The following is a 15,886-nucleotide window of genomic DNA, read 5'->3' as shown; positions in this document are numbered from 1 at the left end:
TGCGCATCCTTGAAGAACCACTCGGCGCTTGAGCCAGGACATTGGTCGTGTACAGGAATCGGTTACGATTGGAGAAAATGTCGGGGCAAGCTCCAGAAAACAAGGAAATCCCGGTTTGAAACTCAGTGATATCGCGCGTCTTGCCGGTGTGTCCGTGACCACCGCCAGCTACGTCATCAATGGCAAGGCTGAACAGCAACGCATCAGCAGTGCCACCGTCGAACGGGTGCGTGCCGTGGTCGAAGCCCATGGCTTTACGCCCAACCCCCAGGCCGCCGGGCTGCGCAGTCGGCACACGCGCACCTTGGGCTTTATCCTGCCCGACCTGGAAAACCCCAGCTATGCGCGCATCGCCAAGCTCTTGGAGCAAGGCGCACGGGCACGCGGTTATCAACTGCTGATCGCCAGCTCCGACGATGACGCCGACAGCGAACGCCAACTGCTGCAACTGTTCCGCGCCCGTCGTTGTGATGCGCTGTTTGTCGCCAGCTGCTTGCCGGCCAGCGATGACAGTTACCGCGAGTTGCAGGCCAAGGGGCTGCCAGTGATCGCTATCGACCGGGTGATGGGCGCAGATCATTTCTGCTCGGTAGTCAGCGACGACCGCCAGGCGTGCCAGCAATTGACCAGCAGCCTGTTGCAACCCCTGCCCAAGCAGATCGTGCTGATCGGCGCTCGGCCCGAGCTAAGCATCAGCCAGGAACGTGCCGCCGGTTTCCGCGAGGCGCTGCGCGGGTTCACCGGCGAAGTGATCGTCGAACACGGCGAAGCCTTCAGTCGCGACTGTGGCCGACAGTTGATGGAGCAACTTCTGCAGCAACTGGGGCATTTGCCTGACGCACTGGTGACCACGTCCTACGTGCTGCTGCAAGGCGTGTTCGACGCACTGCATGATTTCCCGCTCAAATCACGGCCGCTGCGCCTGGGCACCTTTGGTGATACCCAGTTGCTGGATTTCCTGCCGCTGCCGGTCAACGCCATGGCCCAGCAACATCAACTGATCGCCGAGACCGCGCTGCGCCTGGCCCTGGCCGCGGTAGAAGACGAACAGTACCAACCCGGCGTGCATGCCATCGGCCGGACGTTCAAGCAACGCATTCGCGAGGCTTGAGCGTGGAGCTGATCGACACCCACACCCATTTGGACTTCCCGGATTTCGACAGCGATCGCCGGGAAGTCCTCGCCCACAGCCGAGCCTTGGGCGTGCAACGCATGGTGGTGTTGGGGGTGTATCAGCAGAATTGGCAGCGGTTATGGGACCTGGTGCAAGCGGATGAAGGCTTGTTCGCTGCCTTTGGCCTGCACCCGGTGTACCTCGATGACCATCGCCCCGCCGACCTGACGGAACTGGGCGACTGGCTGACTCGCCTGCACGGCCACCGGCAACTGTGCGCCGTGGGCGAAATCGGCTTGGATTACTTCCTCGAACAACTGGACCGCGAACGCCAGCAGAGCCTGTTTGAAGCGCAGCTGAAACTGGCGGTGGACTTCCAATTGCCAGCACTGCTGCACGTGCGTCGCAGCCACGCCGCCGTCATCGCGACCCTCAAGCGCATTCGCCTGCCCCGTGGCGGCATCATCCACGCGTTTGCCGGTAGCCGCGAAGAAGCCCGTGAATACATCAAGCTCGGCTTCAAACTGGGCTTGGGCGGCGCCGCCACCTGGCCTCAGGCCCTGCGCATGCACAAGGTGCTGGCCCACCTGCCGTTGGACACGGTGGTACTCGAAACCGACTCACCGGATATGGCGCCCGCCATGTATCCCGGCCAACGCAACAGCCCCGAACACCTGCCGGCTATCTGCACAGCGCTTGCCGAGCTGATGGATACCAGCCCTCTATTACTGGCTGAGGCGAGCACACGCAATGCGTGCGAGCTGTTCGATTGGTAGCGCGGGCGTGACCAACTGCAGATTCAACGTCATGCGCTGGCGGTAACGGGCGTATCGCAACACCAGGAAATGCACGAGCAACACCACCAGCGAGATGTTGAATTGGCCGATCACACTCATCAGACCCACCCACTCTGCCACCAGCGCAACGATCATTACCGTGCAGGTCAACATCACCATGCTCGGACGCACCAGTGCCCAATGATCCAGAGACCTGAATTGACGCAACTGTCGAGGGCAGTTCAACTGCAAGATCCACTGACAGTAAGGACAATCGAACGGTTCTTCGATGGCGATGGCATTCAGTTGCCAAGGCTTGAGATTAAAAGTGATATCACAGTGAGCGCAGTGCCCCTTGATGCCGATTACAGCGTTCATCGCTGCGCCTCCTTAGGACATTAAATCGAATGAAACAATTTTCACTCATTCAAAACTCCTGAAAAGAGACGCAGCGATATCAGGACAAGCACCACGCCAGCAAACGACAAATCCTACATTCCGAACTCACACACGAAACGCGCCGATCAATTGTTTCAGCTCAATCACCTGCAGCGACAACTGGCGACTCGCCGCTTCGGTCTGATGCGCGCCTTCGGCGGCATGTTCACCAGCTCGATTGATTGCAACGATGTTCTGGTCGATATCGTGGGCGACGGCGGTTTGTTGCTCCACCGCGGCGGCAATCTGCTGGTTCTGATCGACGATCATCCCGACGGCACCGAGTATATTTTCCAGGGCTTGCTGGACTTTTTCCGACTGTTCCACGGTGCCACTGGCCATTTCATGGCTGCTGCCCATGGCCTTCACGGCCGCCGCTACGCCGCTGTGCAAGCCGCTGATCATCTGTTCGATTTCTTCGGTGGAATGCTGGGTGCGTCGCGCCAGGGTGCGCACCTCATCGGCCACCACCGCAAACCCACGCCCTTGCTCGCCGGCGCGCGCGGCTTCGATGGCGGCGTTAAGGGCCAGCAGGTTGGTTTGCTCGGCAATGCTTTTGATCACCTCCAGCACGCTGCTGATGGACTGGCTGTCGGTGGCCAGTTGGTTGATCACCCGCACCGACTGATCGATTTCCGTGGCGAGCCGCGCAATGCTGCCCTGCTGAGACTGCACCAGGCCACGGCCGCTGACGGTTTCGGCGTTTACGCTGTGGGCACTGCTGACCGCCGCTGCCGCGCTTCGCGCGACCTCTTGGGCGGTGGACGACATCTGGTTCATCGCGGTCGCGACCTGCTCGATCTGCGTACGCTGCCCGGAAACCGCCTGATTGCTCTGGGCCGAGACCGTCTCCACCTGCCCGGCCTGCAACTCGACCTGGCTGACGGTGTGCCCGACGCGCTCGATCAAATCATGGATCTTCGCCACGGTACCGTTGAACACCTGGCCCAGGTCACCCAGCTCATCGCGGCTATGCGCAACAAAGGTGACGGTCATGTCACCGGCCGCGACCTTATCCATCATCGCGCCCAGACGGCTTAACGTGGTACGCGTTGAGGCGTAGAAGCCTGCATACAAGTAGAAAATCAACAGGAACACCGCGCTCAGGGCCACGACCAACACCACCATGTGCGTGCGGTTCTGTGCCAGGCGTTGTTCCAACTGCTGTCCGAGAAAGGTCAGCGTGGCGTCATCCAACTGATAGGTCTGGGCCATCAACCGGCTGACCCCGTCGTAGAAATCCTGCCAGGGCGCGTCGAGGGTTTCGGCCATCACCACCTGTTCTTCGAATAACTCGCTGCCTTGCTTGAGGCTGGTGTTGCTGGTACTGGCCAGGCTGTCGAGGGCCGCATGCGCGGCTTTGCTGGCGCCCAAGGCATCCTGCAACTTCAGGCCATATTCGGCCTGGAGTTTTTCCAATTGCTGCAACAGTTCGTCAAAGCGTGTGCTGGACGACGAATTGAGAAAGCCTTGGCCCAGAGAATAAGCGCCCATTGCCCGGCCTTCGCCCAATGTCTGGGTGACCTGCGGGGTCACGCTGGTGATCAGCTCACTAAGTTGGCGCAGATCGCTTTGCGAATCGCGGCTTAAGCCGGATTGGCTGGCGATGATCTGGCTGAGCATCTGAGCCTTGTTGAGCAATTTGCCGATCAGCGCACTTTTGCTCAGCAGCGACGTTTCCTGCTGCTGGGCCTTGAAGGCAGCGATCAACTCGTCGCGCTTGGCGTCAAACGCGGCCATTTGCTCGGGCTCGGTCGTCATGGCGTTGAGGCTTTGCAGGCGACTCAACACGCTTTGTTCCAAGGCGCTGATCTTGCCCTCAAGGTCGCCCGCCTTACCGGACTGGCCTAGCGTGGCGTTGATCTGCACCTGGTTGTTGAGGGTTTCCAGATCGCGGCGCAGGGCCAGGCTGCTCCCAAGCAAGTCGAGGCTTTGCAGCTCCACGCGTGTGCCATGGAATTCACGCCACGAATCACGCACCAGGTAATAGTTGGTCGCCAGCATCGGCAGCAGGAACAACACGCTGATCAAGCTGAACTTCATGCCGAAGCTCAGGCGATTCATCAGCGCGACGGCGGGATAGAGCAAGCTCTTCACAGGTGAACTCCCTTTCTTTTATTTTTATTGAGGCGCAGGGCGGCAGTTAGCCAGCATCTGTATAGCTCAATTTGAAAGGGAGTTTTGTAACTTAAGGTTAATGAGTTGAGGCGTTAGGGCAGCACCGTCCAGATCGCAAACCCGGCATACCACAGCACCGCTGCGCGCAGCAGCAGTTCCCACAGCCGGTCCAGGCTGTTGATACCATCGGGACCGACCGCCGGTGGCGGGATTTCCGCGGCAACCAGGCCGACTTTCTCCACCAGTTGGGCAGCGCTGATGTCCCAACTCAGCAGTTCGTGCAGCATCACACGGCCAACGGCGACGAAGTTGCCCACCAGGGCAAAACTGGCCGCCAGCAGACGCACCGGAAGCCAGTCAAATGCGTGGCGCAGTTGCCCGGCCCGCTCAGCCACCAAAGGGTTCTTGCTATGTTCACTGGCCAGTGCGAGCAGGCGATAAGCCAGCGCGGCAACCGGGCCCAACAGGAAGTACCAGAAAATCACCGCGAAAAAGCTCTGGTAGGCCTGCCACAACAGATGGCCCTGGACGCGTTCGAGCAGTTGTTCGCCACTGTCGGCGCTCAGGTTCAGGTCACGCTCGGCCACATGCTCGGCGGCTTGCAGATCGCCACGTCGCCAGGCATCGCGGAAGGGGCCGAGTCCGGCGAGCAGATCACCACGGCCCAGGCTGTAGATCACCACCAGCAGGTGCACCGGCAGTGCCAACAGCCCGTAAGCCACCGGCTCCAACACCAGCAGCAGCAACGCCAGCAATGCCACCGGCAACAACACCAGCAATGCCAGGATCAGCCAGGGTTGCTTGCCCATGCGCGGGCTCGATTCCAGCTTGGCCAGTTCACGCAGCCAACCGCCATCACGCTGCAACCGCTGGCGCAGGGCCGAGAACTTCTCGATCCATACGGCCAACACCAACACCAGGAAACTCATCGTGCGTGTCCTCCATCCTGCAGGGCGCTGCGAAAGCGCGTCCAATCAAAAGCCGGGCCGGGATCGGTCTTGCGACCCGGAGCGATATCGCTGTGACCACAAATACGCTGGGGCGTAATGCCGGGGTAAGCCGCCAGCAACTGACGGGTCAGATCGATCAATGACACATATTGAGCGTCAGTGAACGGCTGGTCATCCGTACCTTCAAGCTCCACCCCCAGGGAAAAGTCATTGCAGGTTTCCCGACCCTCGAATTGCGAGATCCCGGCATGCCAGGCCCGGTCGAGACAGGACACAAACTGCGTCACCGCACCATCGCGCTCAATCAGAAAATGCGCAGACACCCGTAGGTCAGCGATCCCTGCAAAGTAGGGATGTTCCGTGACATCCAGGCGGTTCTGGAAGAATTCCTGCACTTTGCCGGTGGCGAACTGCGCCGGTGGCAAGCTGATGTTATGCACCACCAACAGTGAGATCTCGCCGGCGGGGCGCTCGTTGAAGTTGGGCGAAGGGCAATGACGAATGCCCTTGCACCAACCGCTGATGGGGTCCAACTGCATACCGGTTCCTTGAACGAGACAACGTTTGACCAGTATGCCGCGTTCGACCCTCCGGTTGCGATCACTTGCCGCGATTGAGTTGACGCAGCTTGCCCACCACGGCGGTCAACGCTCGCTCGAACAATGGGCCGTCCTCCAGGGTATGCAGCGCCCCCCCCTTGAACGCCAACGCCAGTTGGCCCGCGCTTTTCTCCAACACCTTGAGCCCTGTGCGACTGGTGAAGATATAGGTGTCGGCCGGCGCCATGATCGCCGTCAGCCGGCAGCGCAGCGTAGTGGCTTCGTCTTCCTCGAATACCACCCAGCCACCCACCTTGAGTTGTCGGGCTTTCAGCAGGTCGGGGTCGTTGTCCGGGAGGTCGTGGACCGGATCGAGTGAGGCCGAGGTCAACACAAAGGGTTCAAGCACTTCGATCCACTCGTCGACACCCTCAGCGGCCTGGACATGCAGGGCCTGCAAACGCACGAAGAATTCGCGGGTGCTGAAGGGGTCGAACGCGGCACTGGTCAACCCGTCACGCAAGGCCTTGAGCAAGCCCGGCAGTTGCTCCAGCAAATGACGCCCAGCTTCGGTGTCTTGCTGTAGGCCGACGCTCCAGATCAGTTCGTCCATGGTGCGCAGCCCCGCCTGCCACTGCACCGACTGCTCGCCATGCTTGAGACTGGCCAGCAACAGTACCTGGCTCCAGGCCTGCTGCAGGAACTGCACGACCGGACGCGGCAGGGTCTTGCCCAACAACCGCTTGTTCAGCACATCGGCCACGCGCTGGCGGGCCGCTTCAGTGCGCACGCGCCCGGCCTCGGCATCGCGGGTGTGTTGTTCAAGCAAGTCGCTGCGCCGCCGCTCATCCGCGGTAAACGCACTGAACTCAGCAAGTAACTGGGAAAAAATCGTCGGGTCTTCGACAAACTCGTTAAGCAAGCGCTGCACCACCTGTTCAATGCGCAGGTACAGATGGTCGCGCTGGCCGCCGCCCATGCCAGCCGCCGCAATTTCATTGAGCAGGCACCGCGCCGGGTGGCTGGTGCGACTGAAGAGGCTCTTGTCCAGCACCGCCACTTTCAGCATCGGAATCTGCAGGCGACCGATCAAGGCCTTGAAGGCATCGGGCACAGCGCGGTCGTTGAGGATGAACTCAAACAGCAGCGCGATCAGGTTGATCACATCTTCGTCCGCCTCCTCCACCACACGCGATTTACCACTCTTGACGCTGACGCGAGTGAGCAACTGCTCAAGCTGGTTGCGCAGGTCAAAATCATCCTCGACCTCAGGCTCCGGCACGTACTGCTGCAAATGGGAGAGCAAGCGCAGCAGGTCACGGGTAGCAATGGGCAAGGTTTCGGCGCTGGCTTCAAGGGTCGGCGCCACGCTACCGCGGACTGCGGTGAGCAACGGCTGGAGCGCGGCGAAGGCTTCCTGGCCATTTTCGTCGACAGGCGGCAAGGTTTCCTCGCGCGCAAGTTCACGGGACTCACGCGCCTCGATCCGACGGGACGGTACGGCCTTCAGCTCAGGCAAAACACCCGTCGCGACCAGCAATTGATTGGCTTCGCCGTACAGTTGGTCGGCGTCACTGAGCACGTACTTTTCAAACAACTTGAGCATGATCAGTTTGACGCGAATTTCCACGCCCAGGCTGCGCCCCGCCCGCAGGAAGAACTCACACAACAGTGCAGGCCCCAGTGGGTTTTCACGATCATCCAGGCGATTGCCGAGCAACGCGCTCAAGCGCGCCGTGAGTTGCGCCAAGGCCAAGCCATCACGGTGCCGCACCCGACCCAGCATGGCTTCAAGCGCCACGGCTTTTTCCAGGTCATCCTTGGATGAACCTGGTGCTGCGTCGTAGGAAACCACCGGCACCAACTGCAATTCCCCGCGCCCTGCCTGACCCAGGCTGGCGAAGGCTTCAAACAGGCGTTCCATGAACACACGCTCGAAATTCTTGCGCTTGAGGCGCAGGTCGCGCATGGCCTCGAAGAAAATATGGTGATCCAGGTTGTTACGCGCCTTGTCGGCCATTTCGAACAAGGTGTCGTCGGCGTTATCGAACAAGTCCTGCAGCCCTTGCTGCAACTGTTGCGCCGCCTTGTCGCGGACCTGCAGTAACACCACCGGCAGTCGGGCGAGCGGCGATGGCGTGGCGGGCGCCTTGTTGAAGGGCACCACCTTTCCGTCATTGTGCATCCTGGCCTCCTGAAACGGCGGTATTGGTCTGAACGTCAAAGCTATGACGCCAATTGCAAGGCGCGAGATTATCTTGCAAATGAGGGGGGTTGCGCCAGCAAACTCTGACTTTGCGCGGTAAATGAGTGGTGAGCCTGGGTTCGAACGCTCGCTGCCCCTATAATCGGGGCACTTTGTCTGTGGAGCCTGTTATGCCGAATCTCCGTCTTGCCGACCTCACCGCCGAAATCGAAGCCAACGTGCGCCGCGCACTGCTGGAAGACATCGGCAGCGGCGACATTACTGCGCAATTGATACCGGCCGAACGGCTGGCCACGGCCACCATCATTACCCGTGACACGGCTGTTATCGCCGGTACGGCATGGGTGGATGCGGTGTTCCGCCAGTTGGACCCACGGGTCGCGGTGCATTGGCAGGTGGCCGACGGTGAACGCGTCAGCCCCAACCAGGTGCTGTTCCACCTTGAAGGCCCGGCACGCTCGCTGCTGAGCGGCGAACGCTGTGCGTTGAATTTCCTGCAACTGCTGTCCGGGGTCGCTACGCGCGCGCAATTCCTGGCGGATTTTGTCGCCAGTACCCAAGTCAAGCTGCTGGACACCCGCAAAACCTTGCCGGGGCTGCGCCTGGCGCAGAAGTACGCCGTGACCTGCGGCGGATGCCACAACCACCGTATCGGTTTGTATGACGCGTTCCTGATCAAGGAAAACCATATCGCTGCCTGTGGCGGCATTGCTCAGGCGATCACCGCCGCCCACAAGATCGCGCCCGGCAAGCCGGTGGAAATCGAAGTGGAAAGCCTGGATGAACTGCGCGAAGCCTTGGCGGCGGGCGCGGACATCATCATGCTCGATGAGCTGAGCCTGGACGATATGCGTGAAGCCGTGCGCCTGAACGGCGGCAAGGCGAAGCTGGAGGCCAGCGGCGGGATCAATGAAAGCACCCTGCTGCCCATCGCTGAGACCGGGGTGGATTACATCTCGATTGGTGCGATGACCAAGGATGTGAAGGCGGTGGATCTGTCGATGCGCCTGAGCATCTAAACCGTTGCAAGCAGTAGTGAGCGGGCTTGCCCCGCGCTGGGTGGCGTAGCCGCCCCAATAAAACCACAGCGTTATATCAATTAGAACGCGGCGGTAGATTTTTGGGCGGCTACGCCACCCAGCGCGGGGCAAGCCCGCTCACTACAAACTTCAGACGACCAGGTCGTTCATCTCGCAGTACTCTTCCCATTCGACACCCAGCACCTCGGCCGCCTCTTTGTGCAAGGCCAGCCGCGCCGCTTCGAACTCTTCCGGGGTCGAGGTGTACTTGAGGGTCAGCTCCCAAGGCTGGTAGCCCTGGCTCTCGGCCTCGTCCTCAAATGCCCACTGGATCTGGTCGCGCTGATCATCGGCGCTCAGGTCCTTGATCTCTTCTTTGAGCTGCGGCGACTCCGCGAGGTATTTCTCGAGGGCTGCTTGATGCCGAACTTCCTGGGTCATTTCAGTCGTGGTCATGTCGTTCTCTTAGATCGAGGAATGGGGATGCATCTGGGTCATCAAGGTTGCGCAGATACAAAAGAGCGGGCGCAAATGCCAGCTCGTCTGGCCTTCAGAACCATTCTGGGATCAACGGAAAACAGTGCTGCCGATGTTGCCTTTTTGCCCGAGACAGGAATCGAACCTGCGACCTTCGCGTTACGAGTGCGCTGCTCTACCGGCTGAGCTACACGGGCGGTGGGCTAAAGCTAGCACCGCATCGGGAGTCCGGCAACTTGCCACCGTCAGCGGGCAATCACGCCTTGAGCCCAAAAGCGTGGTTGCAGCATGTTGTCATGGCTGCTCAGGTACTGCTGCTGGGCTCGCGCGATGTGAGGCACGTCACGCACGGCGATAACGATCAACAGACCAACGGCCAGCAGCCCCAGGGTTTTCCAAGCGCCCCAGGCCAATGGCAGTTGGCCGGTTTGCGGGGTTCGCCAGACATGCAACGCCATCAGCCAGCCCACCACCAACGCCAGCCAGACCTGGGAGTTAGGCATCACGATCACGCCGTCGACCATGGACTGCACTAATGCACCGACCAACGCCGCAAACAGACAGAGCCGCAGCAGGTCTGCCCACTCCGTGCTCTGTGCACGCTCACGCAATACACCGAGCGTGGCCCAACCTGCGCGCCATGCCAACACGGCGACGCACAACGCCGATGGCACACCCCACTCACTGGCCCATTGCAAAATGGCCTGATGAGGGTGAGCGGCAATACTGTTGGCGATATCGGCGAACTGCATTGGCCCGAACCCCAGCAAAGGCCGTTCGACGAGCATATGCCAGGCCTGCCACCAAATCGGACCACGTCCCGACAATGTGGTTGTGAGGCGATCGCTGGCGGCATTGGCGATTTCGATCCCCAGGTAATCCGCCAACACCTTGAACACCAGCCAATACAACAACAGTCCCCCCAGCATTGCGGCCAATTGCCAACCCAGCCAGCGCCGGCCCCATGGTCCTAGCACCGCCAGCACCACGCCCGTCGCGCCCATGCCAAGCCAGGTGCCACGCGTGCCGCCACCCACTGCAATCAGCCACCATACGCACAGCAGCGCAAACACCGCGGCCTTGAGTGGGCGAGAAAGCGTGGGGATCAACAAAGGAAGCGCCAGCAGCGGCAAGGTAAGTGTCTGGAACTGGCCGTAGAAACGCTTGTTGGAAAAGCCAGACAGCAACAAGTCGGGATCCAGCCTCCCCTCCGCGCTGATGAACGCCAGAGCACCGGCGTAGGTGTATTGAATCGACTTGATCAGGCACAGCAGCACCACGAACACAATCAAGGCGCGATCCAAAGACTGACCGCCCTGACGCCGCGCCAAGGCAAATGCTACGGCAATCGCGCCGCAGCTGATGAATAATACCACTTCGACAAGTGCCCACAGCGGTTGGTGAGCCCGCATTGAAGACACCAGCCCCAACCCGATGATGAGCATCAGGCCCAAGGCTGTGGGCCGGTCAACCAGCCGTTCAACGCGGGTGACCGACAGCCCATACAGCACCGCGCAAGCACCGATGGCAATCTGCATCACCCGCTGCAGATCATGCCCACTGAAGGGAGCACAGATCCCGACAACCAGCAGGCACACCACCGCCACCAGGAAAATACTGCCACGCTGCTCTAGGGATAACACCATCGGCCACCTCAACTTCCCTGTGGAGGGTTTAGCAGTCAAGCGCCGTCGGCGCCGCAGCCTTTGGCGACATATTTTGCGTCAGCGGTGGTGGTGCATTTCCAACCGGTGGTGGCATCGCGCGTCAGGTTGATGGTCTTGCCCAGCACCGGTGCCGGCGCATCAATTATTTCGCAACTGATCGAGCCTGCGCCTGTGGCAACGTCCCCAGCCACGCCAATCTTGCAGTTGGCTGTCGGGCTGGTGCCGCCGATCAATGCCAGCGTAGGAACCGTGCCCTGGTTGAGGGTGTCTTCATACCCTGGCTTCAACGCGGTGATTTCAGCCAGGCCGGCGGTGAATTTGGCCTTGGCCTGGTGGGTGGTGTACATGGGCAGGCCGATGGTGGCCAAAATGCCGATGATTGCCACGACGATCAACAACTCGATCAGGGTAAAACCTTTTTGACGTATCACATTCACTCTCCAGGATAGAACTCATGACAAGGCGCGTCCTGCGCCCCGTGTTGTGCAGCGGCGCCAGTGTACTCATGCGCAGCCGCTCAATCGCGTACAAGTCGCACATTCTGACATTTTATCCTGCTGCACCCGCCAGCCCGAATCCGTCACCTGACTAAGCTATAAATCTTCGACGACCTCTGTGCGGAACGCTGACATGGACGACGCTTTAACGCTGTACGCCTGGGAAGGCATCAATCGCAAAGGACGCAGGGTGTGCGGGCAAACCACGGGGCACAATCTTGCCTGGGTCAGGGCCCAGTTGCGCCAACAGGGCATCAGCCCAGGCCATGTGCGCAAGAAATCCTCCGCTCTACGGGGACTCACACCGCCGATCAAATCGACGGATATCACCCTGCTCACTCGCCAACTTGCGACGCTGCTGAAGGCCGGAATCCCCCTGCTGCAAGCCTTCGACATCATCGGCGAAGGCTTCGAAAACCGCGCTGTGCGTGAGCTGGTGCAAGGACTGAAACAAGCAATTGCCGCAGGTTCCAGCCTGTCCGACGCCTTGCGCAAAAAGCCTCGCTGCTTCGATGAGCTGTTTTGCAACCTGGTGGCCGCTGGCGAACAGGCCGGAGCACTGGAAACCCTGCTGGAGCGCGTGGCGATTCATCGGGAAAAGAGTGAGCAGTTAAGGGCCAGGATCAAAAAAGCCATGACCTATCCGATCGCGGTGCTGGCGGTGGCCTGTCTTGTCACTGGCGTCTTGTTGATCCACGTCGTGCCGCAATTCCAGAATCTGTTTGCCGGCGTCGACGGCACGCTGCCCGGCTTTACCTTGCAGGTGATCGCCCTGTCCGAGTTCATGCAGAAGGCCTGGTGGATCGTAGCGCTTGGCGTTCTCGCGGGAGGCATGGGATTGCGCCACTTCTATCGCGCCGTCCCTGCTTTTCGACGCTGGCTGGACGCCGGTTTGTTGAAAACCCCACTCGCAGGCAAACTGCTGACAAAATCGGCCGTGGCCCGCTACGCACGCACACTGTCCACGACCTTCGCAGCGGGTGTTCCATTGGCTCAGGCATTGGATTCAGTGGCCGGCGCCGTTGGTTCAGGGCCGTTCAAACAGGCAATCGAGCATATGCGACACGACGTATCCACCGGCATGGCATTGAATCAATCCATGGTCGCCAGCGGTCTGTTTCCTCGTATGGCAATCCAGATGACTGCCATCGGCGAGGAGTCAGGCACACTGGACCGCATGCTGGAAAAGGTCGCCAACCATTACGAGGCCGACGTGGACAACCTGGTCGACAACCTCACCAGCCTGATGGAGCCGCTGATCATGGTGATCCTGGGGAGCATTGTCGGTGCGCTGGTAATCGCCATGTACTTGCCGGTCTTCCAGCTGGGGAGCGCGTTTTGAGCCTGTTACTGGTTGCGCATCCGTGGGCTTTTGTCGTGATGGCGGGTGTACTGGGGCTGATCGTCGGCAGTTTCCTTAACGTGCTGGCATGGCGCCTGCCAAAAATGCTCGAACGGGAATGGCGCGCCCAGGCCCATGAAGTGCTCGGTCTACCCGCCGATCCCGCTGGGCCGACCTACAACCTGATGCACCCCAATTCCTGCTGCCCGCACTGCAACCATCCGATACGGCCGTGGGAAAATATCCCACTGCTCAGCTACCTGTTCCTGCGAGGTCGCTGTGCCCATTGCCAAGGTGCCATCAGCGCCCGCTATCCGCTTACTGAACTGGCGTGTGGACTGATCTCGGCCTGGGTCGCCTGGCATTTCGGCTTTGGCTGGCAAGCGGGCGCAGTGCTGGTGCTGAGCTGGGGTTTGTTGGCGATGAGCCTCATCGATGCCGACCATCAACTGTTGCCGGATGTGCTGGTGATGCCACTGCTGTGGCTGGGGCTGATCGTCAACGGGTTCGGCCTGTTGACGACATTGCCCGACGCCCTGTGGGGCGCGGTGTTCGGGTACATGAGCCTGTGGAGCGTGTTCTGGCTGTTCAAGCTGGCTACCGGCAAGGACGGTATGGGCCACGGCGACTTCAAGTTACTCGCACTGCTCGGTGCCTGGGGCGGCTGGCAGATCCTGCCGATGACGCTGTTGATGTCGTCGTTGGTCGGCGTGTTCGTCGGCTTGATCCTGATGCGCCTGCGCAAGGCCCAGGCGTCGGCACCGATGCCGTTTGGTCCGTATCTGGCAATTGCCGGCTGGATTGCATTGCTCTGGAGTGATCAAATAACCGACTTCTATTTGCAGTCTGTCGGTTTCAGATGACCACTTCTGTTGCAACACCCTGGATTCTCGGCCTCACCGGCGGTATCGGCAGCGGCAAAAGCGCGGCGGCGCAGCACTTTATCGACCTGGGTATCGACCTGGTGGACGCCGATCACGCCGCCCGCTGGGTGGTCGAGCCTGGCCGCCCGGCATTGGTACGCATCGCTGAGCACTTTGGTGCCGGCGTGTTGCAACCTGACGGCCAGTTGGACCGCGCCGCATTGCGCACGCTGATCTTTGAAGTCCCCGAAGAGCGCCGCTGGCTCGAAGCCCTGCTGCACCCGTTGATTGGCGAAGAGATCCGCAGCCACCTGGCGCGCGCGACGTCACCTTACGCGATCCTGGTGTCGCCACTGCTGATCGAGTCGGGCCAGTACAGCATGACCCAGCGCATCCTGGTGATCGACGTGCCGCAATCGCTGCAGATTCAGCGTACCCTGCAACGCGACGGCATCAACGAACAGCAGGTGCAGGCGATTCTCAAGGCGCAGTCCAGCCGTGAAGACCGCCTGAAACATGCCGATGACGTACTGGTCAATGACCAGGACCTCGCCTGGCTGCACAGCGAGGTCGAGCGACTGCACCACTTTTACCTTACTTTGCGTGGAGGCCGATCATGAGCCAACCCTTGACCGTCGACTGCCCAACCTGCGGCGCACCCGTGGAATGGAAAGCGACCAACCTCAACCGGCCGTTCTGCTCGGACCGCTGCAAACTCATTGACCTGGGCGCCTGGGCCGCTGAGGAACACAAGATCCCCGTGGCCCCGGAGGCCGAAGACGAGCTGTTTTCCGAAGACCTGCCGCCACGCCACTAAGGGCGCATAAAGGCGTATTCCTGCTGGTCGTCGAGGTTCTCTGCAAGGTATTGCAGCTCGTCGGCCAGGTCTTCGAAACTGCGCACACCCTTGCTCTGCTGCACCACTGCGCTGAGCATGGCGCGCAGGGTCAGGCCTGGGTCAAAACCGATTTCCTGTGCCGCATCCTGGCTTCTGCGCAACTCCTGCCGTGCCCACTCGTACACACTCATGTTTCATGCTCCTGAAAAATTCTGCAGAGCATGGGCCTGGCTGCGTGCGCTGGATTTGATCTGGGTCAACGCTGCGAATCTTCATCCTTCCAAGGTGTCGAGAGGTAGCGCGTGCGGTTGAAGGTCTCCAGCCATTCAGGGCAAAACACCACCAGGGCGCTGATGACCATGCCGTTGATAAAGGCTTCGGGGAAAATGATCAGCCACAGGTAGCCGATGAAATCTTCCAGCCATTCCGGCATGGCGAAACGACCGTCGAACCAGAGCAGCCCGAGCCCGAACAGCAGGCAAAGCAGCGCCGACAGAGCAGCAGCAAAAAAACCGGAACAGAAGATATACACAAAGGGATTGCGCGGTTGCGCTCGCTCCACCAGCAACGCGCAGGCCTCGGTGACCAGCACCGGCAGCCCGATCAGCAACAGGCCGTTGATGCCAAGGGCGGCCAAGTCCTGGCGACCCAACACCATCAAGCCCACCTGGGCGGCAAAGCCGCCGACGATTGCGAGGGGCCAATCCAGCAGCAGGGTCACGGCGGTCATGCCGATGAAGTGGTAGGACACGCCGGTATCAAAATCCCGCCGCACCAGCCACAGTATGAACAACGCGAACACGGTGCCGAACAGCAAATGTTGGCGTCGACGGTCGGCAAACAATTCGACCCAAGGTGACCGTATGACCGCCCATAGCACAACGGGGGCATACAACAGCCAGCCGACGCCCAGGGTTGTCGGCGCCAGCATCGCGGCACTGATCACGGCAGCACGCTCCATGTTGGAAAATCAGTCGGATTGTCAGTCTACACCGACGTTTTATAGCGGGACTTCCTGCGGTCATCATTTGAGCGCTAAGCT

17 protein-coding genes and 1 tRNA gene are annotated in these 15,886 nt (G+C 60.4%); 7 read left to right on the top strand and 11 right to left on the bottom strand.

Features of this window, described 5'->3' with window-relative positions:
• Window positions 1-115 precede the first annotated feature (115 nt).
• Both cra and ACP7C6_RS22665 read left to right on the top strand, forming a co-directional pair.
• A complete protein-coding gene (cra, locus tag ACP7C6_RS22670) occupies window positions 116-1,111 on the top strand; it encodes a catabolite repressor/activator (RefSeq protein WP_068936017.1) in 996 nt (331 codons plus the stop codon).
• 2 nt (window positions 1,112-1,113) lie between these two features.
• Window positions 1,114-1,890 carry a TatD family hydrolase gene (locus tag ACP7C6_RS22665; protein WP_426109271.1) on the top strand — a complete coding sequence of 259 codons (777 nt, stop codon included), beginning with the start codon at window positions 1,114-1,116 and terminating at the stop codon, window positions 1,888-1,890.
• On the opposite strand, the gene ACP7C6_RS22660 is transcribed toward ACP7C6_RS22665, so the two are convergent.
• From ACP7C6_RS22660 to ACP7C6_RS22640, 5 genes are all read right to left on the bottom strand, one after another.
• Window positions 1,840-2,268 (bottom strand): hypothetical protein, encoded by a 429-nt coding sequence (locus tag ACP7C6_RS22660; protein WP_028618804.1) that lies wholly within the window; start codon window positions 2,266-2,268, stop codon window positions 1,840-1,842. The two genes, ACP7C6_RS22665 and ACP7C6_RS22660, sit on opposite strands and share 51 nt — an antisense overlap.
• 126 nt (window positions 2,269-2,394) lie before the next feature.
• Window positions 2,395-3,099, bottom strand: a complete 705-nt coding sequence (locus ACP7C6_RS22655; RefSeq protein ID WP_426109346.1) for a methyl-accepting chemotaxis protein — start codon at window positions 3,097-3,099, stop codon at window positions 2,395-2,397.
• Window positions 3,100-4,538: 1,439 nt separating this feature from the next.
• A complete protein-coding gene (ampE, locus tag ACP7C6_RS22650) occupies window positions 4,539-5,375 on the bottom strand; it encodes a regulatory signaling modulator protein AmpE (protein ID WP_028618802.1) in 837 nt (278 codons plus the stop codon).
• Window positions 5,372-5,935: a 1,6-anhydro-N-acetylmuramyl-L-alanine amidase AmpD gene (ampD, locus tag ACP7C6_RS22645; RefSeq protein ID WP_068936009.1), complete on the bottom strand. Its 564-nt coding sequence runs from the start codon at window positions 5,933-5,935 to the stop codon at window positions 5,372-5,374. Before ampD ends, ampE begins: the two co-directional genes overlap by 4 nt.
• A gap of 61 nt (window positions 5,936-5,996) precedes the next feature.
• Window positions 5,997-8,120, bottom strand: coding sequence for a DUF1631 domain-containing protein (locus ACP7C6_RS22640; RefSeq protein ID WP_426109270.1), 2,124 nt, complete (start codon window positions 8,118-8,120; stop codon window positions 5,997-5,999).
• Between the two features lie 191 nt (window positions 8,121-8,311).
• Here ACP7C6_RS22640 and nadC point away from each other — a divergent pair, with 191 nt between their 5' ends.
• Window positions 8,312-9,160, top strand: coding sequence for a carboxylating nicotinate-nucleotide diphosphorylase (nadC, locus tag ACP7C6_RS22635; protein WP_028618799.1), 849 nt, complete (start codon window positions 8,312-8,314; stop codon window positions 9,158-9,160).
• Between the two features lie 150 nt (window positions 9,161-9,310).
• On the opposite strand, the gene ACP7C6_RS22630 is transcribed toward nadC, so the two are convergent.
• The 4 genes from ACP7C6_RS22630 to ACP7C6_RS22615 form a co-directional block, all read right to left on the bottom strand.
• Window positions 9,311-9,616 carry a DUF6388 family protein gene (locus ACP7C6_RS22630; RefSeq protein ID WP_426109269.1) on the bottom strand — a complete coding sequence of 102 codons (306 nt, stop codon included), beginning with the start codon at window positions 9,614-9,616 and terminating at the stop codon, window positions 9,311-9,313.
• A gap of 145 nt (window positions 9,617-9,761) precedes the next feature.
• Window positions 9,762-9,834 (bottom strand) — tRNA-Thr (locus ACP7C6_RS22625).
• 48 nt (window positions 9,835-9,882) lie between these two features.
• A complete protein-coding gene (locus tag ACP7C6_RS22620) occupies window positions 9,883-11,283 on the bottom strand; it encodes an O-antigen ligase family protein (protein WP_426109268.1) in 1,401 nt (466 codons plus the stop codon).
• A 35-nt stretch (window positions 11,284-11,318) separates the two neighbouring features.
• Window positions 11,319-11,732 (bottom strand): pilin, encoded by a 414-nt coding sequence (locus ACP7C6_RS22615; protein WP_353632606.1) that lies wholly within the window; start codon window positions 11,730-11,732, stop codon window positions 11,319-11,321.
• Window positions 11,733-11,934: 202 nt separating this feature from the next.
• On the opposite strand from ACP7C6_RS22615, the gene ACP7C6_RS22610 reads away from it, so the two are divergent.
• The 4 genes from ACP7C6_RS22610 to yacG are packed head-to-tail and all read left to right on the top strand — an operon-like array spanning window position 11,935 to window position 14,823.
• On the top strand, window positions 11,935-13,143 hold the full coding sequence (locus tag ACP7C6_RS22610) for a type II secretion system F family protein (protein ID WP_353631831.1): 1,209 nt from the start codon (window positions 11,935-11,937) through the stop codon (window positions 13,141-13,143).
• Entirely contained in the window at window positions 13,140-14,006 is an 867-nt protein-coding gene (locus ACP7C6_RS22605) for a prepilin peptidase (protein ID WP_426109267.1), read from the top strand. Before ACP7C6_RS22610 ends, ACP7C6_RS22605 begins: the two co-directional genes overlap by 4 nt.
• On the top strand, window positions 14,003-14,626 hold the full coding sequence (coaE, locus tag ACP7C6_RS22600; RefSeq protein WP_028618793.1) for a dephospho-CoA kinase: 624 nt from the start codon (window positions 14,003-14,005) through the stop codon (window positions 14,624-14,626). The genes ACP7C6_RS22605 and coaE overlap by 4 nt, the downstream gene beginning before the upstream one ends.
• Entirely contained in the window at window positions 14,623-14,823 is a 201-nt protein-coding gene (yacG, locus tag ACP7C6_RS22595; protein ID WP_028618792.1) for a DNA gyrase inhibitor YacG, read from the top strand. Before coaE ends, yacG begins: the two co-directional genes overlap by 4 nt.
• On the opposite strand, the gene ACP7C6_RS22590 is transcribed toward yacG, so the two are convergent.
• Both ACP7C6_RS22590 and ACP7C6_RS22585 read right to left on the bottom strand, forming a co-directional pair.
• A complete protein-coding gene (locus tag ACP7C6_RS22590) occupies window positions 14,820-15,035 on the bottom strand; it encodes a hypothetical protein (RefSeq protein ID WP_003171680.1) in 216 nt (71 codons plus the stop codon). The genes yacG and ACP7C6_RS22590 overlap by 4 nt on opposite strands.
• Before the next feature lie 65 nt (window positions 15,036-15,100).
• Window positions 15,101-15,790 carry an energy-coupling factor ABC transporter permease gene (locus ACP7C6_RS22585; protein ID WP_426109345.1) on the bottom strand — a complete coding sequence of 230 codons (690 nt, stop codon included), beginning with the start codon at window positions 15,788-15,790 and terminating at the stop codon, window positions 15,101-15,103.
• Window positions 15,791-15,886 lie beyond the last annotated feature (96 nt).

Source organism: Pseudomonas sp. TWR1-1-4 (assembly GCF_049897165.1).
In the GTDB taxonomy this organism is placed as follows: Bacteria; Pseudomonadota; Gammaproteobacteria; order Pseudomonadales; family Pseudomonadaceae; genus Aquipseudomonas; species Aquipseudomonas canadensis.
The sequence above is the reverse complement of the archived record's forward strand: the minus strand, read 5'-3'. Positions and strand labels throughout refer to the sequence as shown.